Origin of the sequence: Pseudomonas sp. BCRC 81390 (assembly GCF_030341915.1) — a bacterium.
In the GTDB taxonomy this organism is placed as follows: Bacteria; Pseudomonadota; Gammaproteobacteria; order Pseudomonadales; family Pseudomonadaceae; genus Aquipseudomonas.
The window spans coordinates 98131-122851 of record NZ_JATAAG010000063.1 but is presented as its reverse complement, the minus strand read 5'-3'; the positions used below and the strand labels follow the sequence as shown (position 1 = coordinate 122851).

General features: G+C 63.0%; 23 protein-coding genes and 1 pseudogene. 8 read left to right on the top strand and 16 right to left on the bottom strand.

What is annotated here, in order from left to right; all coding sequences use genetic code 11:
* Position 1 precedes the first annotated feature (1 nt).
* From QSV36_RS15285 to QSV36_RS15270, 4 genes are all read right to left on the bottom strand, one after another.
* The gene (locus QSV36_RS15285; RefSeq protein ID WP_289132905.1) at positions 2-817 is read right to left on the bottom strand and encodes a DUF6708 domain-containing protein; all 816 of its coding nucleotides are present in this window, start codon (positions 815-817) and stop codon (positions 2-4) included.
* Positions 814-4041 carry a T6SS effector BTH_I2691 family protein gene (locus QSV36_RS15280; protein ID WP_289132902.1) on the bottom strand — a complete coding sequence of 1076 codons (3228 nt, stop codon included), beginning with the start codon at positions 4039-4041 and terminating at the stop codon, positions 814-816. The genes QSV36_RS15285 and QSV36_RS15280 overlap by 4 nt, the downstream gene beginning before the upstream one ends.
* A gap of 144 nt (positions 4042-4185) precedes the next feature.
* Entirely contained in the window at positions 4186-4950 is a 765-nt protein-coding gene (locus QSV36_RS15275; protein WP_289132899.1) for a hypothetical protein, read from the bottom strand.
* Between the two features lie 63 nt (positions 4951-5013).
* The gene (locus tag QSV36_RS15270) at positions 5014-6291 is read right to left on the bottom strand and encodes a bifunctional O-acetylhomoserine aminocarboxypropyltransferase/cysteine synthase (protein WP_289132896.1); all 1278 of its coding nucleotides are present in this window, start codon (positions 6289-6291) and stop codon (positions 5014-5016) included.
* Positions 6292-6593: 302 nt separating this feature from the next.
* Here QSV36_RS15270 and QSV36_RS15265 point away from each other — a divergent pair, with 302 nt between their 5' ends.
* Complete coding sequence (locus QSV36_RS15265; RefSeq protein ID WP_289132893.1) at positions 6594-7355, top strand: SDR family NAD(P)-dependent oxidoreductase; 762 nt, start codon at positions 6594-6596, stop codon at positions 7353-7355.
* A gap of 36 nt (positions 7356-7391) precedes the next feature.
* Here the strand turns inward: QSV36_RS15265 and QSV36_RS15260 are convergent, their stop codons facing one another.
* Together QSV36_RS15260 and QSV36_RS15255 are read right to left on the bottom strand one after the other, a co-directional pair.
* Positions 7392-8291: an AraC family transcriptional regulator gene (locus tag QSV36_RS15260; RefSeq protein ID WP_289132890.1), complete on the bottom strand. Its 900-nt coding sequence runs from the start codon at positions 8289-8291 to the stop codon at positions 7392-7394.
* Between the two features lie 123 nt (positions 8292-8414).
* Positions 8415-9152: an SDR family oxidoreductase gene (locus QSV36_RS15255; protein WP_289132888.1), complete on the bottom strand. Its 738-nt coding sequence runs from the start codon at positions 9150-9152 to the stop codon at positions 8415-8417.
* Positions 9153-9489: 337 nt separating this feature from the next.
* Between QSV36_RS15255 and QSV36_RS15250 the strand changes: the two genes are divergently transcribed.
* Positions 9490-10341 (top strand): LysR family transcriptional regulator, encoded by an 852-nt coding sequence (locus QSV36_RS15250; protein WP_289132886.1) that lies wholly within the window; start codon positions 9490-9492, stop codon positions 10339-10341.
* Positions 10342-10355: 14 nt separating this feature from the next.
* Here the strand turns inward: QSV36_RS15250 and QSV36_RS15245 are convergent, their stop codons facing one another.
* Positions 10356-11810: an MFS transporter gene (locus tag QSV36_RS15245; RefSeq protein ID WP_289132883.1), complete on the bottom strand. Its 1455-nt coding sequence runs from the start codon at positions 11808-11810 to the stop codon at positions 10356-10358.
* A gap of 177 nt (positions 11811-11987) precedes the next feature.
* A complete protein-coding gene (locus QSV36_RS15240; protein WP_289132881.1) occupies positions 11988-12953 on the bottom strand; it encodes a DMT family transporter in 966 nt (321 codons plus the stop codon).
* A 74-nt stretch (positions 12954-13027) separates the two neighbouring features.
* Here QSV36_RS15240 and QSV36_RS15235 point away from each other — a divergent pair, with 74 nt between their 5' ends.
* Positions 13028-13882, top strand: a complete 855-nt coding sequence (locus QSV36_RS15235; protein WP_289132879.1) for a LysR family transcriptional regulator — start codon at positions 13028-13030, stop codon at positions 13880-13882.
* A 134-nt stretch (positions 13883-14016) separates the two neighbouring features.
* On the opposite strand, the gene QSV36_RS15225 is transcribed toward QSV36_RS15235, so the two are convergent.
* The 5 genes from QSV36_RS15225 to QSV36_RS15205 form a co-directional block, all read right to left on the bottom strand.
* Positions 14017-14376 carry a hypothetical protein gene (locus tag QSV36_RS15225; RefSeq protein ID WP_289133389.1) on the bottom strand — a complete coding sequence of 120 codons (360 nt, stop codon included), beginning with the start codon at positions 14374-14376 and terminating at the stop codon, positions 14017-14019.
* A gap of 84 nt (positions 14377-14460) precedes the next feature.
* Positions 14461-15081, bottom strand: a complete 621-nt coding sequence (locus QSV36_RS15220; RefSeq protein WP_289132877.1) for a LysE family translocator — start codon at positions 15079-15081, stop codon at positions 14461-14463.
* Positions 15082-15358: 277 nt separating this feature from the next.
* A complete protein-coding gene (locus QSV36_RS15215; RefSeq protein ID WP_289132876.1) occupies positions 15359-16375 on the bottom strand; it encodes an alpha/beta hydrolase in 1017 nt (338 codons plus the stop codon).
* Between the two features lie 31 nt (positions 16376-16406).
* Complete coding sequence (locus QSV36_RS15210; RefSeq protein WP_289132874.1) at positions 16407-16652, bottom strand: DUF2790 domain-containing protein; 246 nt, start codon at positions 16650-16652, stop codon at positions 16407-16409.
* A 167-nt stretch (positions 16653-16819) separates the two neighbouring features.
* Positions 16820-17338, bottom strand: a complete 519-nt coding sequence (locus QSV36_RS15205) for a carboxymuconolactone decarboxylase family protein (RefSeq protein ID WP_289132872.1) — start codon at positions 17336-17338, stop codon at positions 16820-16822.
* A 128-nt stretch (positions 17339-17466) separates the two neighbouring features.
* On the opposite strand from QSV36_RS15205, the gene QSV36_RS15200 reads away from it, so the two are divergent.
* The 3 genes and pseudogenes from QSV36_RS15200 to QSV36_RS15190 all read left to right on the top strand — a co-directional run bounded on the left by QSV36_RS15200 (position 17467) and on the right by QSV36_RS15190 (position 19542).
* Positions 17467-18291, top strand: a complete 825-nt coding sequence (locus QSV36_RS15200) for an AraC family transcriptional regulator (protein WP_289132870.1) — start codon at positions 17467-17469, stop codon at positions 18289-18291.
* Between the two features lie 88 nt (positions 18292-18379).
* A pseudogene (locus QSV36_RS15195) lies at positions 18380-18496 on the top strand (quinone oxidoreductase); the annotation flags it as partial.
* Between the two features lie 80 nt (positions 18497-18576).
* The gene (locus QSV36_RS15190) at positions 18577-19542 is read left to right on the top strand and encodes a LysR family transcriptional regulator (protein WP_289132868.1); all 966 of its coding nucleotides are present in this window, start codon (positions 18577-18579) and stop codon (positions 19540-19542) included.
* 16 nt (positions 19543-19558) lie between these two features.
* Here the strand turns inward: QSV36_RS15190 and QSV36_RS15185 are convergent, their stop codons facing one another.
* Positions 19559-20026: a Rid family hydrolase gene (locus QSV36_RS15185; RefSeq protein WP_289132864.1), complete on the bottom strand. Its 468-nt coding sequence runs from the start codon at positions 20024-20026 to the stop codon at positions 19559-19561.
* Between the two features lie 229 nt (positions 20027-20255).
* Here QSV36_RS15185 and QSV36_RS15180 point away from each other — a divergent pair, with 229 nt between their 5' ends.
* Positions 20256-20942 (top strand): hydrolase, encoded by a 687-nt coding sequence (locus tag QSV36_RS15180; RefSeq protein WP_289132862.1) that lies wholly within the window; start codon positions 20256-20258, stop codon positions 20940-20942.
* Between the two features lie 157 nt (positions 20943-21099).
* A complete protein-coding gene (locus QSV36_RS15175; RefSeq protein WP_289132859.1) occupies positions 21100-21504 on the top strand; it encodes a helix-turn-helix domain-containing protein in 405 nt (134 codons plus the stop codon).
* Between the two features lie 47 nt (positions 21505-21551).
* Here the strand turns inward: QSV36_RS15175 and QSV36_RS15170 are convergent, their stop codons facing one another.
* Positions 21552-22766 carry an aldose 1-epimerase family protein gene (locus QSV36_RS15170; protein WP_289132856.1) on the bottom strand — a complete coding sequence of 405 codons (1215 nt, stop codon included), beginning with the start codon at positions 22764-22766 and terminating at the stop codon, positions 21552-21554.
* Between the two features lie 161 nt (positions 22767-22927).
* A complete protein-coding gene (locus QSV36_RS15165; RefSeq protein ID WP_289132854.1) occupies positions 22928-24682 on the bottom strand; it encodes an OPT family oligopeptide transporter in 1755 nt (584 codons plus the stop codon).
* Positions 24683-24721: the final 39 nt, after the last annotated feature.

Below are 24721 nucleotides of genomic sequence, written 5' to 3'. Positions count from 1 at the left end.
TTCATCGGGCCTCACCTTCAGCCGGGGCAGTACGGGATTCACGGTCAATGGCTTCCGGCCAAAGTACCTTTGGCGCTAGACAGTGCATGTGGCTCAAGCCATCGTCGTCATTCCAGTCGCGGGGTGGGTGGACGAACTTCGGCAGGGCTTCAGGCCCCTGCTGCATGAACAGCCGGGCGATGGCCCAGTAGGCTTCGCCGCGGCGGAGGTCGTGGGTGAAGAACACGCGGTCGATGACTTCGTTGGTATCCGGATTGCGGATTGACAGCATGACGTTTTCGAACAGGCCACCGTGGCCGGGGGCGTAGACTCGGTAGACTTCGGCGGTTACGTCGTCCCAGTTGTAGGCGACCGGTTTTACGCCCCAGTGTTTGCGGCTGAACAGATAGATGTAGTGGAATCTGAATTGATAGAGATAGATTTTGCGTCGTAAGCGATTGAAACGGATAGGTTCGTCCCGTGGTAGCAACAAATCTATCTTTATGTATGTCGCAGTGGCCCATATGCTAACCAGAACCATTAGCGAGGCTAGGAGGTCAATATGCCAGTCACCCGACCAATTAATACTGAAAAAAATGCCAGGCATGTAGATAAATACACCAGCAGTAAAAGCCAATATCGGCACTCCTGTTAACAGGACAATACCACGTAAACTGACAGTAGAGCGAGGAAGCTCCAAGCATACCTCGTCAAAAAAGTTTGGCGAAGGATCTATATCTTCAAAGCTTAAGCGTGGAACTGCACTTGAACTGACATCAGGCAGGTCGTGACTCCAACATAAAGCCCGCTCCGAAAGAATTTTGGGTTTGGCTTTCATTCATTAGCTTCCTTAACGCAGACCTCGACATATGCCTCTGGTAGTCTCTTATCTGGCCAGTAACATATCAGTAGCGTCGCGGCTCTTATGGTGTGTGGTCCAATAGTCGGCATAAGCTCCACCGTTCCAGTGAACTCTAGCCAAGACAGATGCGGCTCATCCAAGTCATACGGACGTCGCTCTTTTTTTACTGAAATATTATCTTTGTAGTCAGGCTGCTTTGGCTGCGAAAAGCCGTGGAATTTTGCCCCCTCGGTAAGGGGTTCAACTTGAACTGGTCCGTACTCATCAAGTGCGAGGGTTTCTCCGCCAATAAAATCAGGGAGGGTTCCGTCACCATAACGATGTACTGACAGGATCCAGCGATAGGCCGAGTATTCATCATCGTATTTGGGCAATATGATGTGAAATTTTAGTTTGTGCTCTAGCTCCAGGCTGACCAGTTCACCAATCTTGGGGGCGGTCGGGTCGCTTAAGCGCTTGGATTCGAAATGAACCGCTGCGTGCACGCCGATCGTGGCAGCATTCAGTTCTGCAAACGCTATGTCGGCATATTCAGGTGTATCCCAAGAGATGACCGGACTTCTATCACCTCTCCCAAAACAACATCGTCGCGCCCACCGCTCTAGTGCATTAGATTCGTTTTGTCCAGCTGAACGAGTAAGTGCGTACGCAGTGAGTGCCAGTATTATAGCCAGACCTAAAGGCCCTCGCAGGGCGGGCTTAAATATTGCCCAGACAAACGCGCCAGTTGAGAAGGCGTTAAAAAAAGCCGCACGGAAATAATTCGTTTCTGCTGTGTTGTCGCCGGCTGCCCGTGCACGCTTAGCAGCAGTAAAAGCTTGTACGGTGTCGAAAACCCCAGCTATTGCACTTATCAAGGCACCGATTCTTATCAGCGATACTCCAGTACCAGACGCGCTTTTTGCCCACGGCGCGGCAATATGCTGGGTACTTGACCTCAGAATGAGCCCCACCAGCTCAATCTGCCCACCCAACACGCCCAACTGGGATCCCTGCAACGCCAACTTGGCCTCATGCGCCTTGGGCCCAATTTCTTCTTCCGCCCTCTCCTGATTCCTACCCAGGCTGTCCTGCTGCAGATACAACCCACCTATCGCCAACAGCACTTCCCAGCTCCCAGCCACCCCGCGCAACCCGGAAAAACCGGTCTTTACCAATCGCGCCGCCTGCTGCGAGGTGATCTTCATCCCTTGCAACAACCTGCGCGCATCGCTTTCCAAGGTCCCCGCCGCCACCGAGATATCCACCAGGGCAAGCTGCGCTGCGCTGCTCGCCTGGTTCACGCCCATGCTGGCTTCCTTGAACAACCGCCCATGCACTTCCTCGGCCGTGCCCTCGACCCACACCGTCACGCTGATCATCGTGTGGGTGAAGCGCGGGTCGAGCACGGCCAGGCTCATCAGCCCGTGCTGGATGATCGGCCGCACCTTGCGCATCGACTTCATCGAGCCAAACTCGAAATCGTCAAGGTTGCGCTGCATCCGGTCCCGCGCCGCGGCGATGGAGGCATTGGCCTTGTGCTGCATTTCCCGCAGGTGCTGGCTCTGCAGGGCGTAGTACTCGCCCAGCTTCATCTTCACTTCCAGCTCGATCAGCTGCACGCCGTTGTAGAGATACTGCGTGGCGCTGTTCAGATGCCGCACGGCTTTCTGAATGCCAGGCGACAGGCAGGGCGCCAGCCGCTGACTGGCCGCGTTGAGCGCGCTTTGCGTTTCAGCAATGGCCTGCTTGAGGGTGGTACGCATGCGCAAGCCGGCGTCGTCACTGGCAATGATCTTGCTCAGCATGCTGTAGAGCTTGTCACTGTCATTCCAGTTGATGCCGTCACCCGCGGCAAAGCTCGGCAGCAGCCCGGCCAGCAACGCCCGGTCGCGCATCAGCAAGGCGCGGTAGGGTGGGCTGTCAGGGTCCTGCAGCCATTTCAGCCAGAGGGCCTCGCTGGTTCCGGCGGCGGGAATACGCGGCTCGGTGGTCGGCACCATGGCTTCGGTAATGCCTCCGCCCAGGCACAGCGCCAGGGTCTTGGCATACGCCACGCCGGACTCACGGTCGTTACCGTCGTAGTCGTACGCCTCGACCACCTGGAACATCGGCGTATCGAACAAGGCAACGTACGCCTGCGCGTCCTGGTCGATGTAACGCTGAAACTCGCCTTCCTGCTGGTCGTAAGCCGCCTGGAACGCCGCGCGCTGCGGTTCGTGGTAGCGTTGTTCAAGCCGCTCGTCACTCTCCTGCTGCTTCCGCTCGACCAACTGTTGTCGCGTGACTGTCGGGTCGGTGAACACCGGCGGGCCATCACCGGTCAGCGGCTCCAGCGACGGTACTTCCTGCGCGGCCCGTTCCCTGTTGGTGGCACGAATGATCTGCAGGATCTGCGAGGTCTGCAACTGATAGGCCCGCATCGGCTCCTCGCGCCAGGCCTGGCGCTTCACGACCCAGTTCAGGCGTTGCTGGTTGTATTCCTGGATCAGCCCTACGGTGTCGTCGAGCACCACGGCCAGCACGCCGTTTTCCAGCTGGTGGCGGTTGATCGCATTGATCAGGTAGCCACGCAGGGCGAACCGGCGCAGCCAGCGGCTATGGAAACCGTGCGCACTGTCGAACGGTGAACACGCCTGCTGGGCGTACTCGAACACCTGCGTGTCGACCTGCAAGTTGTCCGGCGTCATGGCGATGCCCAGCAGCTCGGGATGCTTGCGCGCCTGGGTCAGGTCCAGCCCTTCGAAGCGCTGCGCCGGAGCCTGGCCCCGCTTGTAGGCGTTCAGCACGCTGACCGGCCAGGCGTCGCTGGAAAAGGCCAGCCAGGCGCTGCTGTATCGCTCGGTGTCGAGGTTGAGGAAGGCGGAGGGAATGTCGTGGTCTTCATGCACGCACTTTTCCGGCAGTGGCCTTGGCGGGCCATCCGGTGGCTCGTACGGGTTGAAGCGGCGCAGGTGGCCCTGCGCGCTGACGGCATAGGCCTGCCAGACCTGCTGGTCGAGCAGCACGTACAGGTAGCCCATGCGCAAGGTGCGCAAGCCGATCCTGGTCGAGATATGCAGGTTATCCGCCACGGTGACGACACACTCGGGGCGGGTGTCTGGCACCAGCGCGCGGCGCAGCGGCAGGATCGGCAGGCCCTGGCGTTCACAGGACATGCACTGGTCGTGCGGCAGGCCCGCTTCGGCTGCGGCGATGGCGATGCGTTGACTGATGTTCACGGGCGATCCTCGTGTTGGCCAGGGCCTTGTCGGCCCCTGAACACTAACGGGGAATCGCTTTCCAGAGAGGCTTTGGCCTTCCTAAAAGCTTGTAGGAAACTTCTCTGAGTGATGGATGCCGCTCAGGCAGGTGTGGCTGATGGCTCAACGCCGTCGCAACGCAGCCGCCAACCCGATGGTCAGCCCCACGGCACAAACCATGGCCAGGCTGATGGCAATGGCAACACCCCAGGCCTCCAGCAGCCCCGCGATCACCAGATAGAACGCAATCACCCCCACCGCACCAATCGCATTGCCGCGCACCATCGCCGCCATCCCGGCGCGGCCATGCTGCACATGGGCAAACACCACCAGCGGCCAGGCAATGACCGGGATCGGCGCCAGCATCCCGCTGGTCGCCGGCCCCAGCCAGCTGGCCAGGCGGGTGGTGAGCATCAGCAGCGCGGTTGCCGACACCATGCGCAGGGGGATCTCCCAGTAGCGATGCCGGGGGCGGGCCAGGGTGTCCGGTTTCGGTTCGCGGCCGCTGGCGCGTATCAATACGCCGATCAGCAGCAGCGCCACGCCGATGGACAAGTACAGGCTGCCCCAGTGGGTAAATGCATAGGCAGCCAGGCCGTAGAACAGGATCGCCAGCAACACGGCCGGGGCTATGCCGAGCCGGCGCGTGGCGAACAGGTAGAACGTGTAGGTGGCCTGTACCGCGGCCAGGCCGCCCAGCGCGCCGGGCACCGCGCCCAGGGCGAAGGCCGTGCCTTGTTCCAGGCACAGGAAGGTCATTACCAGTGCCGAGGTCACCGGCAGGCCGGACAGCAACCCGCCCAGCAGGCCACCCCAGCGCCGCGAGGCGAGGGAAATGGCCCACATCAGCAGCGGGGTAACCATGAGTTTCAGGTAGAACAGGGTCATTGCAAGGGAATCCGCTTTTGCACGAGGTGCGCCCGCCGTCGGCATTGGGTGGGGCGCGGAAAGTCAACCGCGGCTGGCCTCCAGGGCCTGGGCCAGGTCGGCGATGATGTCGTCGCTGTGCTCGATGCCGATCGACAGGCGCACCATGTCGCGCGGCACGCCGGCCTTTTCCAGCTCTTCGTCGTTGAGCTGACGGTGGGTGGTGGAGGCGGGGTGGCAGGCCAGTGACTTGGCATCGCCGATGTTCACCAGGCGCACCACCAGTTGCAGCGCATCGATGAAGCGCGCCCCGGCGGCCTGGCCGCCCTTGATGCCGAACGACAGGATCGCCGCCGGCTTGCCGCCAGTGTAGCGCTGGGCCAGGGCATGCTCGGGGTGGTCGGGCAGGCCGGCGTACTTCACCCAGGCGACTTGCTCGTGGGCTTGCAGGTAGCGGGCCACCTTGAGCGCGTTCTCGGTGTGGCGTTCCATGCGCAGGGCCAGGGTTTCCAGGCCTTGCAGGATCAGGAAGGCGTTGAACGGCGACAGCGCGGCGCCGGTGTTGCGCAGCGGCACCACGCGGCAGCGGCCAATGAACGCGGCCGCGCCGAAGGCTTCGGTGTAGGTGACGCCGTGGTAGGACGGGTCGGGGGTGTTGAGCAGGGCGAAGCGCGCCTTGTGCGCGGCCCAGGGGAACTTGCCGGAGTCGACCACGATGCCGCCGATGCTGGTGCCATGGCCGCCGATGTACTTGGTCAGTGAGTGCACGACAATGTCCGCCCCATGCTCGAACGGCCGGCACAGTACCGGGGTGGCCACAGTGTTGTCGACGATCAGCGGCACGCCATGGCGGTGGGCGGCTTCGGCCAGCGCGGCGATGTCGACGATGTTGCCGGCGGGGTTGCCGATGGACTCGCAGAACACCGCCTTGGTGCGCTCATCGATCAGTGCTTCCAGGGCGGCGATGTCGTCATGCGCGGCAAAGCGGGTGTGGATGCCCATGCGCGGCAGGGTATGCGCCAGCAGGTTGTAGGTGCCGCCGTACAGCTTGGCCACCGAGACGATATTGTCGCCCGCCTCGGCGACGGTCTGGATGGCATAGGTGATGGCCGCCATGCCCGAGGCCACCGCCAGCGCACCGACCCCGCCCTCGAGCGCCGCCATGCGCTGTTCGAGCACGTCGTTGGTAGGGTTCATGATGCGCGAGTAGATGTTGCCGGCCACCTTCAGGTCGAACAGGTCGGCGCCGTGCTGGGTGTCGTCGAAGGCGAACGAGGTGGTCTGGTAGATCGGCACGGCCACGGCCCGGGTGGCCGGGTCGTGGCTGAAGCCTGCGTGGATGGCGAGGGTTTCCAGCTTCATGCAATCGTTCCTTGAGCGTGGGTGGAGCGAGCGAGCATGTGACGCGGGGAGGGGGTGGGTCAAGGGTGCCAGGCTAGTTGCCGCGGCGCCGGGCCCAGGCAGTGACTGATGGCACAGCGGCCCCCAGTGGGGCTTTTATCCTCGCAACCCATACGCCGCCTGGCCGACGGGGCGATTGTTCATTGTTTGAAAGAAGCAAAACTCCGACAGCCGGAGCAAGGTCGCCAGGGCGGCCTACGTCGAAAAGGAAGAAATTGGCACCGTCGAAAGCGACAACCCATTCCTGACTTGGAGACGAGAAAATGACCGACTTCACCCCAACCCCAAACGAAGTGGCAGGCAAGGTAGTGCTGGTCACCGGCGCGGCCAGCGGCATCGGCAAGGCCACCGCCGAACTCCTTCATGCTCGCGGTGCGAAGGTGATCGCCGAGGACATCGACCCCGCAGTCAACGCACTCGAGCGTGCTGGCCTTGTTCCGTTTGTCGCTGACATCACGGTCGACGGTGCTGCCGAGCAGGCAGTGGCGCTGGCGGTCGACAGCTTTGGCAAGCTGGACGTGCTGGTCAACAACGCCGGTCGCATTCTGTACAAGCCGCTGCTCGAGATGACCCGCGAAGACTGGGAATGGCAGATGCAGACCAACGTGACCGGGGCGTTCCTGCATTCCCGGGAAGCGATGAAGGAAATGCTCAAGAACAAGCGTGGGGCGATCGTGAACATTGCCTCCTACGCCTCCTATTTCGCCTTCCCCGGTATCGCGGCCTACACCGCGTCCAAGGGCGCACTGGCGCAATTGACCCGCACCCAGGCGCTGGAGGCGATCGAACATGGCATCCGGGTCAACGCCATTGGCGTGGGTGACGTGGTGACCAATCTGTTGAATCATTTCATGGAAGACGGCCGCGGGTTCTTGCAGGAGCACGGCAAGTCTGCGCCTATCGGCCGGGCGGCAGCACCGCAGGAAATCGCCGAAATCGTCGCCTTCCTGGCATCGGAGCGCGCCAGCTTCATTGTCGGTTCGGTGGTCATGGCCGACGGCGGCATGAGCGTCGCGGTGGGGTGATGCGCGCCGGAACCTGTGAATGGCGTTGCCCACTCGCTACTGGCGGTATTGAGTGGGCGTAACGCCAACCTCTCGTTTGAACACCTGGGAAAAATGGCTGGGGCTGCTGTGGCCAACCTCAAGCCCTATATCAATGACGCTCCGGTCCGTTTCCACAAGCAGTTGCCGCGCCCTTGCCATCCTCAGCCGGATAAAGAACTGTGACGGCGAGTAGCCCGCCGCCTTCTTGAACAGCCGGCTGAAGTGGTACGCGCTCATTCCGGCTATCTCGGCCAGCTGCCCGAGCTGGAATTCCCCGGCCAGGTTGGCTTCCATTGCCGACAACACGCGGCGTAGCTTGTAAGCGGGGAGGGCATTGCGGCGCGCGATATCGTCCGCTGAGTTGTCCAGGTAGTTGCGCGCAAGGTGAACGGCGATGCACTGGGCCAACCCTTGCAGATAAAGCGGGCTGGGCCGTTGCCCGGTCAGTTCCCGCTGCACGTGTTGCAGCAGAACGGACAAGCCTTCATCGCGCCCGCCCGAGACTTCACGCAGGCGAAGCGCTTGCACAACGCCGCCCAACACCTCATGAATGGCTTTCTCCAGCAGCGGAATGCCGAGGTAGATGTGCATCACTTCGAAGGGGTCTGCGCCGTCCACTTTCCAGCGCATTTCGTAAGGTTGTGCCGAGGTCGTCAGGAAGAAATCACCCCTGGCCACCCGGCTGCTTTGCCACTCGCCGCCAAGCTCGCGTTCCTCCACGGTAGCGTTGCCAGAGATGACCCATACCAGCAGGGGCTCGGCTACCGCAGGGACGATGAAGTCACCTTGTTCGCGCTCACGGTTGAAGATCTGCACCAGCATGTCGCGATCGGCCAGAACATCCGAGGCGGCAAGCCGCTGCCCACGGATATAAGCTTCCAGACCATGGGCAGAAGTCCGCTCGATGACGTTCATGGGTAGCGTTGCCTCTCTTGCTGGCCGCCTGGAAAAACCATTCCAGGGACATCGACCTCCAAAAAGCCGGAATGTCTCCATTCCGGCCTGCTCCATCTGCTTTCCTCGCTGTCGTCCGGTCACTCAGAATGGACTTGCGGTCGGGCGCACGATCAGTTCGCTGACATCGACATCCGCAGGCTGTTCCACGGCGTAGGCGATCGCTCGGGCAATCGCCGAAGCTGGAATCGCGATCTTGCGGAACTCGCGCATCTCGGCACGCCCGCCCTCATCGGAAATGCTGTCAGCCAGTTCGGATTCGGTGACGCCCGGAGCAATGACGGTGACCCGGATGTCACCGCCCACCTCTTGGCGCAAGCCCTCGGAAATGGCCCGTACGGCATATTTGGTGGCGCAGTACACCGCAGCGGTAGGGCTCACGGCGTAGGCACCGATGGAGGCGATATTGATGATCTGCCCGGCACGCTGTTGTTGCATGAGTGGCAGCGTTGCGGCAATGCCGTGCAGTACGCCGCGAATGTTGACGTCGATCATCCGGTTCCACTCATCGACCTTGAGCGCTTCCAGCTTGGAAAGCGGCATGACGCCAGCGTTGTTGATCAGCACATCGACGCGGCCATGCAGTTCGACAGCGAAGTCGATGAACGACTGCATGTCATCCAGGCGGGTGACATCCAGCGCCAGGGCATCAGCAATACCGCCCGCTGAACGAATCTCCCTGGCCAGTGCTTCCAGGCGGTCGGTGCGGCGGGCGCCCAGCACCACACGTGCGCCTTGGCTGGCGAGCAGGCGCGCAGTCGCTTCGCCGATACCACTGCTGGCGCCGGTGATCACGATGACTTTTTGTTCAATGCCGTGCATTTTACTCACTCCTGTTCGTGGCTGGAGAAGCCCCTGTCGATAAGCAGGTGGTGAAACAAGAGTAAAAAGCCTGGGCTGGGTCAGGTTAGGCCAATCCTGCGAATGGCATGCACGATCCTGCAGGGGTTGCCGCGCTGGGATTTCATCTGCCATCAGGCCTGCGTTGTACCTGTAGGCGCCGCGCCTGGCAGGGATGGGCCCCGCAGCCGCCCTGGCTTCAGCTGTCCGCTGCGGGTGAATTTGGCCGGCCAGTACGTTCAAAGCCAGTTGCTCAGGGGATTGCAGCCTGACCGTCATTGTTGCAACCTCATCGCTCATTCTGGAACAGGAGGGCGGCATGGACTGGAGTGACATGCGGATCTTCCTGGCAATTGCCCGCAGTGGCTCGTTGGGTGGGGCCGCGAGAGCATTGGGCGTCAGTCACCCGACCGTCGGGCGGCGTTTGCAGGTGCTTGAACAGGCCAGCGGGCAAGCGTTCTTCCTGCGCACCGCCCAGGGGCTGGTGCTCACCGACAATGGCGAGCGGATTCTCGACCTGGCGCTGGCCATGGAGCACAGTGCCCTCGCCATCGAACGTCGCCTGGCGGGGCATGGCGATCAGCCGGAGGGGCTGTTGCGCATCTCCTCGGCCGACTGGTTCGCCTGCCATGTGCTGTCGCCGGTGCTGGTCGAACTGGCACGGCGGTTTCCATTGATCGTGCCCGAAGTCATTGCCGGGCATCGGCTGTTCGACCTTGCCCGCCGCGATGCCGACATCGCTTTCCGGATCGTGCCCTTCACCGAGCCTGACATCGTCCAGCGCAAGCTGACGACCTTGCCGTACGGACTCTACAGCGCATTGCATGCCCCGGCGCCACACCCGGACGGCGAGGGGCTGGGGCTCATCCTGATGAACGTTGCCCAGGCCCATTACCCGGATGTGCACTGGTTACAGCAGCGTTACCCGCAGGCCCGCACCGTGTTCACCAGCAGCAGCCGGACGGTCCAGGCGCAGATGTGCGCGAAGGGGCTTGGAGTTGCCGTGTTGCCGCGCGTGCTCGGCGACGCGATGCCCGGCCTGCGGCTGCTGGACGAGCACCAGCCACCGCCGGGGCGGGACATCTGGATGGGCTATCACCGCGACATGCGTCAGCTGGACCGGCTGCGCGCCCTGGCTGACCTTGCCTCCAGCATGATCGGCGCGGGCTAGCAGGATAGCGGCGCTCAGCTCGGGCGCATCGCCGCTGCCTCCGCCAGCGGTGCCGGCTGCCGCGCCAATGTAAGGCTCAGCGCAACCCCTACGGCCAGGCAGGCGGCCATGCACAGTACGGCGACCATGAAGGCGTGGCTGATGCGGGCTGCCGTTGCCTGCTCCCCCAGTACGGTATAGAACACGCCGCCGATGACGGCCACGCTCAGCGAGGTGCTGATCTGCAAGGTCGCGCTGGTGATGCCTGCGATCATCCCGGCATACGCCGGTGCGACCCGGCCCGTGACCAGGCGCATCAACGTCGGCAGGGCCAGCCCCTGTCCCAGCCCGATCAGGAACAGGATGACCGACAGGGACGTGAAAGGCGGGGCAAGGCCAGGGGGAGTCACTGACATCAGCCAACCCAGCCAGAGCAAGCAGATGACCTCCAGCGCCATGCCTACCGGGTTCACGTAACCGCCGAGCACGCGCCTGAGCAGGGGAACCGAGAGCGGTCCGATCAGGAAGCCGGCGCCGAACGGCAGGAAGACCAGGCCGGCATGCAGTGCGGTCATCTGCAGTGCGCCTTGCAGGTAGATGGAAAACAGCAGGAAGAACACGCCAATGGCGTAGAAGCACAGCGCTATGGATAACGCCCGGCCCAGCCCGGGGGCTTGCAGCGCAGCCGGTGCCAGCAAAGGGGTTCCGCCGGCGCGGTGCAGGCGCGCCTCGTAGCGCCAGAACAACGCCCCCAGTACAGGCGCAGCGGCGAGCGACAGCCACGCCCACCACGGCCATCCCGCTTCGCGGCCCTCGATCAGCGGCACGACCAGGGCGCCAAGGGCCAGCATCGACAACGCCGTGCCCACCAGGTCCAGCTTGCTCGCCTGCAGCGCACGGGTGTCCTTGAGCACGGGGATACCGAATGCAATCACCAGCAATGCGATCGGCAGGTTGACCAGGAATATCGCGCGCCAGCCCATGCCGAACAGGTCGAGCGCGATCAGCACGCCACCCAGCGCCTGGCCGATCACTGACGCCAGGCCAAACACGGCGCCGTACAGGCTCAGGGCCAATGATCTTTCCGCTGCCGGGAAAATCGCCTGTACCGAGGCGAGAGCCTGCGGCGCCATCACGGCGGCGCTCACGCCCTGCAAGGCGCGTCCGAGCACCAGTACCCATGGCGCAGTCGCCACGCCGCACAGCAGCGAAGCAGCGGCGAAGCCCAGCAGGCCGATGAAGAACATCCGCCCGCGCCCATACAGGTCGCCAAGGCGCCCGCCGGTGATCAGCGTCACGGCATAGAGCGTCGCGTAGGACGCGATCACCAGTTGCTCGGCAGAGGCACCTGTGCCCAGGTCCGTCTGTATCGAGGGCAGCGCGACGTTGACGATGAAGAAATCCAGCGGCGGCAGAAACGCACCGACCAGCAAGATGGCGAACATCAACCAGCGCCGGGGTTCGCTGGCTTCGTTTTCGATTCGAGACATGACAGGCATCCTGTGTGGCAACTCAGGTTCGATACGCGTGCAGGCCAGCATTGGCTGGAACAGGGCTGTCGCCCGCTCGTGGCTGGCCGATGGGCCACACTCTAGGGGATCACACCCAGGCTCGCGCCTTACGAAACTGCACGCGCAAGGTTCATCGCTGTCAGTAGCGCCGTCACCTCAGCGCGGGGTAGGGTGGTTGGGCTTGCGCTCGTCGCGGCTGGCTTGCCGGGCCTCGGCGCGTACCACCAGGCAGATACCGACCGCCGATAGCGCCATCCCCGCTGCCATCGGCCAGGACAACGGCTCATCGAACATCGCCCAGGCCCAGAGCAGGGTGATCGGCGGGCTGAGGTACAGCACGCTGGCAACACGGGTGGCCGAGGACCTGCGCAGGCAGGCCCAGTACAACCCATAGCCGCCAAGCGTCGACAGGACTGCGGTCCATGCCACGCTCAGTGCAAAGCCTGCGCTGGCAACCGGTGCCAGGCTGCGTTGGCTGCCTTCGATGGCGGCGAAGGCGAAACTGGAGACGAAACACTGCAGCCAGAGGTTGGGCAACAAGCCCATGGCCTGCACCTTGCTGCGTTTTTGCCACAACGTGGCGACCGCCAGCGAGCACATGCCGGCCACGGGCAGCCCATACGCCCACATCGGTGCTGTGCCCAGCATCAGCGCATCATGAGTCACCCACAGCACCCCTAGCAGCCCGACGATCAGGCCGACCCACACCTGCAGCGGCAGGCGCTCGCCCAGCACCAGCGCTGCGAGCAGCGCCATGCCCAGCGGCAACAGGTCGGCACATAACGCGGCCAGGCCGGCGGGCACACCCAGGGCAATGCCCTGCGTCACGCCGGTCAGGTAGCCCGCCATGGCCAACAGGCCGATGCCGGTGTGGCTCAGTAACACGGCAAATGGCGTTTGGCGCAGGGCCCGCCAGACCAACGGGAACAACAGCAGGCTCACCACGAGGCAGCGCCAGAACACCACCAGCAGGGCGGGGGCATGATCGATGGAAAAGCGTGCACCGATGAACCCGGAACTCCAGGTCAGCAGCAGCCCGGCTTCAAGCATGGGCAGCGGCGAGGCTCGCTGCCAGGGGCGACGGGTCGACGTGGGGGGCGGGATCGGCAGGTGCTGGTTCATACCCCGACACTACGAAATCGGCGTAATCTGATAAATCAAAAATATGTGCAGCAGTTCTTTACGGATATTGAATCATGGCGACCACGCTCGATATCGACCTCCTGCGTACCTTTCATGCTGTGGTGCGCATCGGCAAGTTCAGCGCAGCGGCCGAGCAGCTGCATAAAAGCCCGGCGGCGGTCAGCGTCCACATTCAACGCCTGGAGGCCGTCGCCGGTGGCAGATTGCTCAATCGCGACAACCAGTCCATATCGTTGACGGCCCTGGGCCGGCGGCTACTGAATTCGACCGCCGAGCTGTTACGCACCCACGATCAGGTGCTGGCAGAGCTGCACGGGCCGGATCTGGCCGGGCGTATCACGCTCGGTGTCCCTGACGAATACGCGGCCCATGTGATTCGCGATATCTTGCCGATGTTCAGCGCTGCCTGGCCGAATGTGGTGCTCGAACTCAGGACCGGGCCGAGCCATGCCCTGAGGGAGCTGGTCCGGCGCGGCAAATTGCAGGCAGCGGTCATCGCCCAGGTCGAAGATACGCTCGGGCCCGATGCCGAGCGACTGCTGTCGACCACGCCGGTCTGGGTCGGGCCGATGAACGCGGCAGCGGTACTTCACGACCCGTTGCCGCTGGCTGCCCATGCGTTGCAATGCCCCTATCGTGAGGCCATGGTCGAATCACTCAAGGCCTCGGGACGCCGCTCGCGCATCATCCTTGAAAGCCACTCCAACCAGGCCGTCAAAGCCTGTGTGGAGGCCGGCTTGGCCATCAGTGTGATCGACCGGGCCAAGGTCACCGAGCGCATGCAGATCCTCGAGGGCCTGCCGGCCATTCCCGACCACGACATCCTGTTCATGCGCAGCCCGGCATCGGGCGGGGACGCCGCCGTGACTTTGCTCGCGCGGGCGATGCGACAATCGTTTCGGTTGTAGGCAAGCGGCGCGTGTTCACCCTGATCGTGCATTAGGCGTCACTTGCAGACCACACGCCTGGTTTCGAAGCCAGTGAAGACCATCGCCTGTTCAGGCTGGGGCGGGAGCCTTACTTGTGGTTGACCGATCGATGGTCAGGACACACTGGGTTTTTTCTCGAATGCGGCCTCCAGTGCCTGCTCGATCTCGGCAAGCCTGTGTTCGGCGCCTGCCCCCACGGCCGCAGTCTGATTGGCGCAATTCACCAAGAGCTCCAGTGTCGCCGGAAGGTGATCGCCCGGAAATTTCCGGAGCACGAAATGAACCGTCGCATCACTGCGCCAGGTGGCCTGGTCCATGGACCAGTGCGGGCTGGCGAATGCAAAAATGACCGCTTGGGTGTGCGTATCAAAGAGGGAGGGCACATACACCCATTGGCTGTTGCGCGCTTCCCAGGCGGCGACCCTGACCGAGAACCTGCCGCCTGGGGCGACGATTGATTCCATTTCTTCCATTTGACTTAGCTCATGGGGTGGGTTGTTCACCAGAACCCTTCGGGCGGCGTCTCCGAGCAATACACCGGCGCCTTACAGAAGTGCTTAACGTTTACTGAAGGCGAGACGAGCAGCAAAAAAAACGAAGATCATTCCTGTTGCACGATCCATCCACGCAACCACTTTCTCACGCCGCAATATACCGGCCAGCGGTTGGGTTGCGGCGATGAGAATAATCGACCATAGCAACCCGATTGCCACGTGAATGCTGACCAAGCCGAACGTCCAAGTAACCAATGGCTGGCCTTGGGGAATGAATTGGGGCAAGAAAGAGACGTAGAAAATACCAATCTTGGGATTCAGGATATTTCCCATCACTCCCTTCAGGAACCAGTCATGGCTAGGCTTACCTGTCGCTTGGACGGGCGACAATGATGTACGCGGACGTAAGAGCATATTCAGCCCGAGCCAGGCTAGGTAGGCGGCACCGCAGTATTTCAAGACGTTGAACGCCAACGTTGATACGGCAATCAGTGCGCCTAGTCCAAATGCCACAGCGGCGCCCCACAGCAGGCAACCTGTGTTGATGCCCAGTGCGGCGCGAAAAGCCTGCTGCTTTCCTTCCACGGTGGCCGTTCTCAATATCAACGCAGTGTCGAGGCCGGGCGTTAGTGTTAACAGTGTGGCTGCGAAGGTGAACGCAAGAAGGTTGTCAGCAATTGACATAGGGAGATGGCCGCAGCGTGATTTAGAGGGGAAGTTAACCTCAAAAAGCTGCCTGTTAAAAGTCGGATTGAATCGCCCCTAGTTTCGTGGACGTCTCGACCGGCCGCAATGGGGCTTGTGTGGTGGCATGTGTTTGCCTGAGATCCTCGTTGCCTATGAGATCGAGCGCCGTGCGGGCGGCGCTCGATCTCATAGGCGCTACATACCGTTAGGCGAACACATCCGAATCCACGCCGCGCTACGATCCCAGGAAGATGTCAGTAAGCCGCAACCACGATCACTGCAGGTGCTGTCTGATCGCCTGGGCCGCCTGGTCCATCGCACTGCGGGTAGCGGGCACCTGGCCGAGCACGTTGAGCAGGCCGAAGTCATGGATCATGCCGTTGTAGCGCACGGCGGTCACCGGGACACCAGCAGCGCCCAGCTTGCGCGCGTACGCTTCGCCTTCGTCGCGCAGCACATCCATCTCGGCAGTCTGTACCAACGCGGGTGGCAGGCCTTTCAACTGCTCCAGGCTGGCGCGCAGCGGCGAGGCATGGATGTCGTCACGCTGCCTGGGGTCGCTGGTATAGCTGTTCCAGAACCACTGCATCATGTTGCGTGTGAGGAAATGGCCCTCGGCGAACTGGTTGTACGAGCCGTTGTTGAAGTTGGCGTCGGTCACCGGCCACAGCAGGGCCTGGAAGCGCAGCTTCGGCGTGCCGGCCTCCTTGGCCTTGAGCGCGACAACCGCCGCCATGTTGCCACCCACGCTGTTGCCTACCACCGCCAGACGGCTGCCATCGACGCCAATCTGCTTGCCGTTTTCGGCAACCCAACGGGTGGCGGCGTAGGCCTGGTTGATGGCAGTGGGGAACTTCGCTTCCGGCGACGGGGTGTAGTCGACGTACACCGCCGCTGCACCGGAGCCAAGCACCAGGTCGTGGATCAGGCGTTCATGGGTCGGATAGTCACCCAGCACCCAGCCACCGCCATGGAAGAACATGAACACCGGCAACTCGCCTTTCGCCCCCTGTGGGCGTACTACGCGGATCTCAAGGGCCTGGCCGTCGACCGCAATTGTGCGGCGCTCGACCTGGATGCCGGAAACGTCCACCTTGACGCTGGCCTGGGCGCCAGTGAGCACGGCACGCGCGTCTTTCGGTGCCAGGGTTTCCAGCGGTTGGCCGCCACCGGCTTCAAGGGCCTGGAGGAAGGCCTGGGTGGTGGTTTCCACACCGGGGCTACCGGCGGCGAAGGCGCTGTTGACGGCGAGCGCGAGCAGGCCGGCGGCGAGGGGGCGGGTGAGTTTCATGGTCAAGCTCCTGGGGCACTGGGCTGGGTGATCAGTTCTGGTTGGCGGAGGTGGTCGGGCGCAGGTAGTTGATCTTCTGCACCTTGCCGTCGCTGTCGCGGTAGGTCAGGGTGGCAGTGCTGGCGTGCCCGCTGGCGTTGGCCGGGGCGTCCACGGCGATGACCTGGGCGATGTCCAGGTGATCGCCGTACTGGTACGCCGAGGCGGACTGGGCGAAAGCACCGAAGCTGGCACCGAAGGTCAAGGTGGCGATGGCGATTGCTTTGCTGAAGTTCATGGTCATGCTCCGTTAGCTGGGGTAGGGGAATCAGCATGTGCTTGCTGGTTGAGTTGTATGTTGCGCGATAATATTTAGTGCGCAAAATATATTTCTGTAATGGTGCTGATTGAAACGCTGCATCAGCCCCGCCATCGCCGCTGAGCGGCGACGACGGGGTGGTTTGGCTAGCGTGCTGCCGGCGGGAAGTCGATATCGGTAAGGGCGACGTTGTTCAGGTAATTTGTGAGGGTTAACAGTGCCACCTGCGCCACCACCTCGACGATCTTGCCATCGTCGATACCCGTCTCATGAGCTGCTGCAATCTGCTGGTCGGTCAGCTGACCGCGGCTTTCGGTGACCTGGCGCGCCAGTGCGGCGACGGCGCTGAGCGTGCCGCTGCGGGCCTGGCTGATTGCCTCTTCGCTCAGGCCCGCTTTGCCTGCAAAGAAAGCGTGCGCGGCCAGGCAGTAGTCGCAACCGTTCACCTGCGAAGCGGCGAGGGCGACCACTTCACGTTCAGCGGCGCTCAGCGAGGTTTTGCCCAAGGCTTGGGCGAGGCCCAGGTAACCGTTCAATACAGCGGGGGAGTGGGCCAGGGTGCGGAACGCGTTGGGGATGAAGCCGAGGCCTTTCTGGATACCTTCCAGCGCGGTGCGCGAGGCAGCAGGTGCCTGGTCCAGCGAGAGGGCTGCGATACGAGTCATGGTCATTCTCCAAGGGTTGATTAACGGGCTTGTCGATCAAGCCTGGAGTCAATGTTAGGGAGCTGGGCTTTCCTTTCGGCTGCAGATCATCGAAATTATGCAACAGATCGTCTAAACCCGAGCGCGCCATGGACCGATTGTCGACGTTACTCAAACACTTCAACCTGCATGCCGCCACCTTTCACCAGGGCGGGTTCTGCGGCACGAGCGACCTTGATGGGCAACAGCGGGTGGGGTACGCCCACCTGCTGCGTGCCGGCCGCCTCGCTTTCAGGGACAAGCACGGGCAGGTCGTGGAGCTGAACGAACCGAGCCTGATCCTGGCGGTGCGCCCGCAGGCACACCGGTTGGTGGCGACCGAAGCCGATGAGGCGGAGCTGGTTTGTGCCACCTTGCAGTTCGAGGGCGGTGCCAACAACCCGCTGACCTTGGCCTTGCCGGATTTCATCATCAAGCCGCTAAGCGAATTGCCTGGGTTGACGGGTACCCTCGACTGGCTGTTTACCGAAGCCTTCGGCGACGAATGTGGCCGCGATGTCATGCTCAATCGCCTGTTCGAGCTGATGGTGATTCAGTTGCTTCGCCACCTCGTTGCCAGCCGCAGCATTGCCTCAGGAATGATGGCCGGGCTGGCCGACGCCCAGCTTTCGCGCGCACTGGTCGCCATCCACAACGAACCCCAGCACAACTGGTCGGTGGCGCAGATGGCTGACCGTTCGGGCATGTCGCGGGCCAGCTTTGCCGCGCACTTTCGCCACACGGTGGGCATGACCCCGGCAGACTACCTGGCCAACTGGCGCATCAGCCTGGCCCAGAAGCGCCTGCGCGAGGGGCGCCCGATCGCGCTGATTGCCGATGAGGTCGGCTATGAAAGCCCGTCGGCCTTGGCCCGGACGTTCCGGCGCAAGGTTGGCGCAAGCCCGAAGGCCTGGCTGAAGCAGGGTTCGGCATAGGCCTTGGGGCGCCTACAGGTGCTCCCGGAGAAAATCGATGAACGCCTTCGTACGGGCTGAGCGCCGTCGCTCGGGGCTGAACACGGCGCTGACAGTGCGGGTTGACCCGCGGCAGTTCGCCCTGGCAGATGTCACCGAAACGTTTCGCCAGGTCGCGCAAGGTCGTGGTTCGGGCAAGACGGTGATCCGCTTGTCCAGCGACTAGGCAACCCTATCGTGCGGACGACTTGGTTCACCCCGGTCGCTTCTCGTATTATCGGCGCATTCGCCTGTGGATCGGAACCTGTGCAATCACTCACTGGAAAACTTCAGCCTGCTACGGCAACCCCTGCGAAGTGGGACGCAGGCGAGGCCGTCAGCCAGCTGTCGTGGGACGACCTGCGCATCATCAAGACCCTCAGTGAGTGTGGCAATCGTGCTGCTACGGCCAAGAAGCTCGGGGTGAATGTGTCCACCGTTTCGCGGCGCATTGCCCAGGTCGAGCGTACGCTGGGCATCGCCCTGTTCGATCACCGCAAGTCGGGCTACCTGCTGACGGCCGAAGGTGCCGAGCTGCGGGCGCTGGCCGAGCGAGTGGAGCTGGACATCGTCAGCGTCACGCGGCGTGTTTCCCGTGCCGGCCAGGGCCCCCTCGGCAAGCTGCGGATCACCACCAGCGACTCGCTGCTGCTGTATTTCCTCACCCCGATCATCGCCGAGTTCAAGGCGCTGAACGAGGGCATCAGCCTGGAAGTACTGGTCGGCAACCAGACCTTGAGCCTGGCCCGGGACGAGTCGGATATCGCCATCCGGGCGACGCGCAAACCTGCCGACAGCCTGGTCGGCCGCAAACTGGCCAACATCGCCTGGGCGCCGTACTGCTGTGCCGGCCAGGCGGGCGCTGCGGCCCTTTTCGAAGGGGAGCAGCCTTGGGTCTCGTATGCTGCCGCGCTGTGCGGTTTGCGGGCGACGAGTTACGTGGAGAGCCGGGTCGCCCCCGAGCGCATCGTGTACCGCACCGATTCTGTCGCCGCCGCGAGCGCGGCCATCGCGGCAGGGCTCGGGTTCGGTTTTCTCCCCTGCATGCTGGGCGACATCACCCCGGGGTTGGTCCGTGCCGGCCCGGTGGTGCCAGAGCTGCAGGATGAACTGTGGCTGCTGACCCACCAGGACATCCGCAAGTCGTGGCGAGTCAAAGCGTTCATGACCTTCTGTGCCGCCGCCGTGGCCGAGCAGAAGCCCTTGGTCGAAGGGCACCTCCCGGCCAGATGAGGCCAGCCCGGGCGAGCTAGCGCCCGGATGCGCCGGCGCCAATCACGGCTTTGCAGGCGATCTCGATCAACTGCGGGCGCTGGGCAAGCCTGGAGACACCAATGATGTTGCTTGCGCACTGAGGCCGCTCAGTGCCGTACGCCGCCTTGCGCACCTTGCCGACGACGGCGAAGGCCGCGTTCATGTCCAGCACGTAGAGCGTCTCCTCGACCACATCCTGCATGTTTGCGCCATACAAGGCGAGCAGCTTGGCGATGTTGGCGTAGGCGACCCGCATCTGCTCGCCCATCGCCGAGAAGTCACTGGGCTTGCCGTCGCCATCGAGTGGCGCCGGGGCAATAAGGTTGCCGTCCTCGTCATGGTTGAACTGGCCCGACACATAAATTTCGTTGCCGACCCGGCGTGCCTGCGGATAGCCATAGGCATCCTCCCAGGAAACGCCCCAGTAAGCGGTGTCTTTGTTGAGCGGTTGTGAAGCTGGCATGTGCATTCCCCTGCAGATCAGCGGGCCGGGTTGACCCGCATCGAGAGGCAAATGCTAGCAGCACGGTGCCCGGTCTGGTGGCGCATGAATACGCTTGCAGTGGCGCAAAAATGCGCCACCGATGCCTGACGGGTTTCGCTATCTTGTGCTCGACCTCAAGCGGCGACGGCGCCGAGGCATGCACCGCGAACGGTGCGACTGACCATCATCCAGCGGAGAGGAAACAATCATGCGCAACCCTAAAACCGAAGTTCTGACTCCCCTCAACAGCCAGCTGATCTTCATCGACCAGCAGCCGCAGATGGCTTTCGGCGTGCAGAGCATCGACCGCCAGACGCTGAAGAACAACACCGTGGCCCTGGCCAAGGCGGCGAAGATCTTTGACGTGCCCACCACCATCACCACGGTCGAGACCGAAAGCTTCTCGGGGCACACCTACCCGGAGCTGCTCGCGGTGTTCCCGGACGCTCCGCTGCTGGAGCGCACCTCGATGAACTCCTGGGATGACCAGAAGGTGCGTGACGCGCTCAAGCACAACGGCCGCAACAAGGTGATCGTTTCCGGCCTGTGGACTGAAGTGTGCAACACCACCTTCGCCCTGTCGGCGATGCACGACGCCGGTTATGAGATCTACATGGTGGCGGACGCCTCAGGTGGCACCACCAAGGAAGCCCACGACTACGCCATGCAGCGCATGATCCAGGCGGGCGTGGTGCCGGTGACCTGGCAACAGGTGCTGCTGGAATGGCAGCGTGACTGGAAGAACCGGGCCACCTACGACGCGGTGATGGCGCTGGTGAAAGAACATTCCGGCGCCTACGGCATGGGCGTCGACTACGCCTACACCATGGTGCACAAGGCGCCTGAGCGTGTTCAGCATGGCCCGACCCTGGCACCTGTGGCGGCACCTGTCTGAGCCGTCGTCACCAGCCTCTGCAGCGGGGCTGGTAATGCATGCAAGGGTGCGCAGCGGCTGCCTGGGCGTGGTTTTCCTGCGGGAAGAGCAGCGCCCGGTTTGTGCCAGCACGAAGCGCTCGTACCCGGTTACCTGGACGTTAGGAATGGGTGGGTACATGGAACAATTCACCGTGCCGGACACTGTGCCGGCTGCAGCGGCGCTGCTCGGCGCCGGGCAGATAGAAGCCGCCAAACGACTCATGCTGGAACGCCTGGACACCGGCATCTCGGTAGCCGAAGTTGCCGCAGCGTGCGCACTGTCACGCAGCCACTTCTCGCGCAGGTTCAAGCAAAGTACCCGCGTGTCCCCGCAACAGTGGCTGCGCGAGCAGCGGGTGATGAAGAGCAAGGCATTGTTGAAGACGTCCACCATGCTGCTTGTGGACATCGCACTGATGTGCGGCTTTTACGATCAATCCCATTTCTGCCGGACCTTCTTCAGCTCCGAAGGCATGACCCCGCAGACTTGGCAGGAGCAGGCATCCGGCAGTCATCGCCGGCAGGCACGGTGCCCCCAGTGACCGTGCCCGGTAGGCGGGGCGAGCCCGCTGGCCGCCCCCAACCGGCATCAACCCTTACTCAGGTCAACCAATGGCGTCTGCCGCACCTCGGTTTCGCGCCCACCCTGTATCTCGGTTACCTGCTTCAAGGCCGCGTCCACCGCTGCCTTGTCCGACAGCAAGCTGTAGCGGATATGAAACTGCCGATGTTCCTTGGGGCCGATGGTCGGCACCAGGTTCAGTGGCCGCTGGTAACGGCGGTTGTAGGAAAAACTCGTCCCCGGCTCCAGCCCCGTGACATAGCCCTGGCCTTGGGTATCGGTGTTCTTCCATAGCGAGAACACCGGCAGTGTCGCGGTATTGAAACCGACCGAGACGCCCAGGTTGCCCGCCTTGTTATGCAACACGGTCAAGGTATCGCCCTTGGCATCGGCATACGGCACCACGTTGTAGACCGTTTCGTCATAGTCCCGGGTCGGCGCACGGTAGGTCTGCCAGTCGGGCAGGTCGCCCTTGGCCTTGTCGTTGAACGGCGACACCTGTTTCACCGGGGCGGCGAAGCGGGCGCCTTGCTCGAGGAACGGCGTGCTGAAGTTGCTGTGGTACAGCGCCTGGTATTCCTTCGCATAGTCGCCGTTGTTGGTCAGCGTGTCGTTGACGGTGAACACCACGCTGCCGGGTTCGGTAACCACTTCGGTGGCGACAGCGAAGTCGACCTTCTTGAACGCCTGTTCTTTCAGTTCGCCACGCAAGCTGATGGCGTACGGTGGTTTCTCATCGATGTGCAGGGTGACTTTGTTCGCAGGAATGTTGGCGGCGCGGCCGTGCAGGGTCAGCAACTCGCCATTGTCGATGCCGGGGTGGCCGACCCATTCGTAACCACAGCGGGTGACCAGCTCGTTGAAGCCCTCCAGCCAGCCCAGGCCATTGCGCCCGTTGAGTTCGATGAAGGACGGGTTGACCACTTCCTTGACCGGCGAGTCCCAGCCCAGGCGCACCGTGCCGACCGAGGCCTGCAGGATGTTCATCCCGCGCGTCGGCACGACCGACAGTTTCAGCGTGCCGTTGTCGATGTCGACGATGCTGACACCCTCCTGCCGCCCCCCGTGCAAGGTGCGCAAGGTAATGCTGAAGGGCTTGTCGGTGTTCACGCCCAGTTGCTGGCTGGTGATCTGCCAGTTCTGGGCGGCCTTGTCGGTGTCGAGCAGGACGTAATCCCAGGCCATGGCGTGGGAGGTCGCGCACAGGGCGCTGAGCGCAACGAAGCGTTTGAGGGGAAACATGAGCAGCATGCCTTTCTTGGAATTGTGCCCATTTTATAGCCCTACAGAAACGTTTCAGCAAGCGCGCTAACCGGCATTTGCCTGCAAGCGGGCGGGCAAGGTTCAAGCGCAACGCCAGCAGGGCGCAGCGGGGGCGCAGAGGGGCAGCAGCATGCCAACCGTTAAAGCGTCTGTACCAGTTCCCAGAACGATGCGCCCACCCCGGTAATGCTTTCCCCGGCAATCAGCCCCGCTGCGGCGGTGATCGCAAACCGCTCTGTCACGCTCGGCCAACGGCAACTGACCAGCCAGGTGAGCACCGCGCCGAGCCCCATCATCATGCTGATCGACGCCGGCAGAATGAATGCCAGCCCCAGTGCGGCGGTACTCGGCAGCCAGCGCGCCGCCCGTTGCGGCAGCAAGCTGTCGAGGGTGCCCAGCAGCACGCCTGCCGCGCTACCGGCCACGATTGCCCAACGCAGCGTCGGCGACAGCGCCCCCAGCCCCTGCGTCAAGGTCTGGGCTACGGCCTTCCAGGTCGCCACGGCGGGTGCAGGCCATTGCGTGGTAAGCAGTTGTGCCTGCGGATCGGGAATCAACATGCGATACACCAGTACGGCCACCACGCTGCCGATGAAGATGCCGAGGCACTGCGCAATCAGTTGCCGATGCGGTGTTGCGCCGATCGCCTGGCCAACCTTGAAGTCGTTCATCAGGTCGGTGGATTGCCCGGCCGCGCCGCCGGCCGTGTTGGCGCTCATCAGGTTGATCGCCACCTGGCCCGGGGCGACCAGGCCGAAGCCGAGCTGCGACAGCTTGCCGATGGCGCCGATCGGCGCAATGCCGGTGGCACCCACCACGCGCGCGGCGACCACGGCAAGGCACACCGCCAGGGGAATGCTCAACAGCGCCATCCACCCGTCGATGTCGAACAGCACCACCTGTAGCGCTACCACCAGGCCAATCGACAACAGCAGCCCCGCAGCCGGCGGCAGGGAAAACCCCGTTTGCGTGCGAGATGCCCGAGTCAGCCCGTCGGCGGGCCTTTGCCGGGGCATTTGCAACAGGCGAACCGACAGTGAAGTCAGGGTCGCGCATACCATCAGGCTGACCCCTGGCCACAGCAGCCATTCCACCAGCGCTGCGAACTGTGGGCCGCTGGCATTCGGCGCCAGCACCACCAGTGCATGTTCGATGAGCCACGGCGCCAGCCCGCCCCAGGCCAGGGCGGCACCGAGCAGCAACGTCAGGCCCACGCGGAGGCCGATGATGCCGCCGAAACCGACCAGCATCAGCGACGGGTCGAGGGTGAAGGTCAGGCGCTCGAGCACTGGGGTGGGGGCCCAGCGCGGTACCGCCCAGACGAAGCCGTCAATCCACTTCACCAGCCCCGACAACAACGCGGCGCTGCACAGCACCTTGATCCGCAGCATGGCTTCGTGGCCTTGCTGGTAGATCTGTTGCAGTGTCTCCAGGGTGGCCATGCCCTCGGGGAATTTCAGGCCATGGTCATTGAGCAAGGCGGGGCGCAGGTACCAGGCGATCCAGATGCCCAGGAAACTCACGGCGAACACCCAGGCCATCAGCGCTAGCGGGGCCAACTGCTGACCGGTGAGCAGGGTATACGCAGGGATTGGCGCCACCAGCCCGCCGGACACGATGGACGCGGCGGCCGAGGCCACGGTCTGGTTGATGTTGCTTTCGTGCAGCGTCCACGCCGGCCGGCCCCTGCTGCGCCCCGGCAGGCTCTGCCACACGGCGAAGCCGACCAGCAAGGCGATGATCGACATGTTGAACGACCAGCCGATCCTCAGGCCCGCGTACACATTCGAGGGCGTGAGCAGGATGCCCAGCGCGATGCCGGTGAGCACCGCCCGCAGGCTCAGCTCACGCTCGACGCGCACCCGGGGCAGTGTGGTGGAAGGGGCATGTTCCATGGCAATCCTTTGTCGGTGCGGCAAGCGCGCTTTGCACAA

What these genes read in the sequence shown, in the direction of transcription:
- QSV36_RS15180 (WP_289132862.1), top strand. Translation starts at nt 20,256, where the DNA reads ATGCGCAACCCTAAAACCGAAGTTCTGACTCCCCTCAACAGCCAGCTG.
- QSV36_RS15170 (WP_289132856.1), bottom strand. Translation starts at nt 22,766, where the DNA reads ATGTTTCCCCTCAAACGCTTCGTTGCGCTCAGCGCCCTGTGCGCGACC.
- QSV36_RS15185 (WP_289132864.1), bottom strand. Translation starts at nt 20,026, where the DNA reads ATGCCAGCTTCACAACCGCTCAACAAAGACACCGCTTACTGGGGCGTT.
- QSV36_RS15215 (WP_289132876.1), bottom strand. Translation starts at nt 16,375, where the DNA reads ATGAAACTCACCCGCCCCCTCGCCGCCGGCCTGCTCGCGCTCGCCGTC.
- QSV36_RS15245 (WP_289132883.1), bottom strand. Translation starts at nt 11,810, where the DNA reads ATGTCTCGAATCGAAAACGAAGCCAGCGAACCCCGGCGCTGGTTGATG.
- QSV36_RS15210 (WP_289132874.1), bottom strand. Translation starts at nt 16,652, where the DNA reads ATGAACTTCAGCAAAGCAATCGCCATCGCCACCTTGACCTTCGGTGCC.
- QSV36_RS15235 (WP_289132879.1), top strand. Translation starts at nt 13,028, where the DNA reads ATGGCGACCACGCTCGATATCGACCTCCTGCGTACCTTTCATGCTGTG.
- QSV36_RS15255 (WP_289132888.1), bottom strand. Translation starts at nt 9,152, where the DNA reads ATGCACGGCATTGAACAAAAAGTCATCGTGATCACCGGCGCCAGCAGT.
- QSV36_RS15250 (WP_289132886.1), top strand. Translation starts at nt 9,490, where the DNA reads ATGGACTGGAGTGACATGCGGATCTTCCTGGCAATTGCCCGCAGTGGC.
- QSV36_RS15175 (WP_289132859.1), top strand. Translation starts at nt 21,100, where the DNA reads ATGGAACAATTCACCGTGCCGGACACTGTGCCGGCTGCAGCGGCGCTG.
- QSV36_RS15275 (WP_289132899.1), bottom strand. Translation starts at nt 4,950, where the DNA reads ATGACCCTGTTCTACCTGAAACTCATGGTTACCCCGCTGCTGATGTGG.
- QSV36_RS15165 (WP_289132854.1), bottom strand. Translation starts at nt 24,682, where the DNA reads ATGGAACATGCCCCTTCCACCACACTGCCCCGGGTGCGCGTCGAGCGT.
- QSV36_RS15240 (WP_289132881.1), bottom strand. Translation starts at nt 12,953, where the DNA reads ATGAACCAGCACCTGCCGATCCCGCCCCCCACGTCGACCCGTCGCCCC.
- QSV36_RS15270 (WP_289132896.1), bottom strand. Translation starts at nt 6,291, where the DNA reads ATGAAGCTGGAAACCCTCGCCATCCACGCAGGCTTCAGCCACGACCCG.
- QSV36_RS15265 (WP_289132893.1), top strand. Translation starts at nt 6,594, where the DNA reads ATGACCGACTTCACCCCAACCCCAAACGAAGTGGCAGGCAAGGTAGTG.
- QSV36_RS15220 (WP_289132877.1), bottom strand. Translation starts at nt 15,081, where the DNA reads ATGTCAATTGCTGACAACCTTCTTGCGTTCACCTTCGCAGCCACACTG.
- QSV36_RS15205 (WP_289132872.1), bottom strand. Translation starts at nt 17,338, where the DNA reads ATGACTCGTATCGCAGCCCTCTCGCTGGACCAGGCACCTGCTGCCTCG.
- QSV36_RS15200 (WP_289132870.1), top strand. Translation starts at nt 17,467, where the DNA reads ATGGACCGATTGTCGACGTTACTCAAACACTTCAACCTGCATGCCGCC.
- QSV36_RS15285 (WP_289132905.1), bottom strand. Translation starts at nt 817, where the DNA reads ATGAAAGCCAAACCCAAAATTCTTTCGGAGCGGGCTTTATGTTGGAGT.
- QSV36_RS15260 (WP_289132890.1), bottom strand. Translation starts at nt 8,291, where the DNA reads ATGAACGTCATCGAGCGGACTTCTGCCCATGGTCTGGAAGCTTATATC.
- QSV36_RS15225 (WP_289133389.1), bottom strand. Translation starts at nt 14,376, where the DNA reads ATGGAAGAAATGGAATCAATCGTCGCCCCAGGCGGCAGGTTCTCGGTC.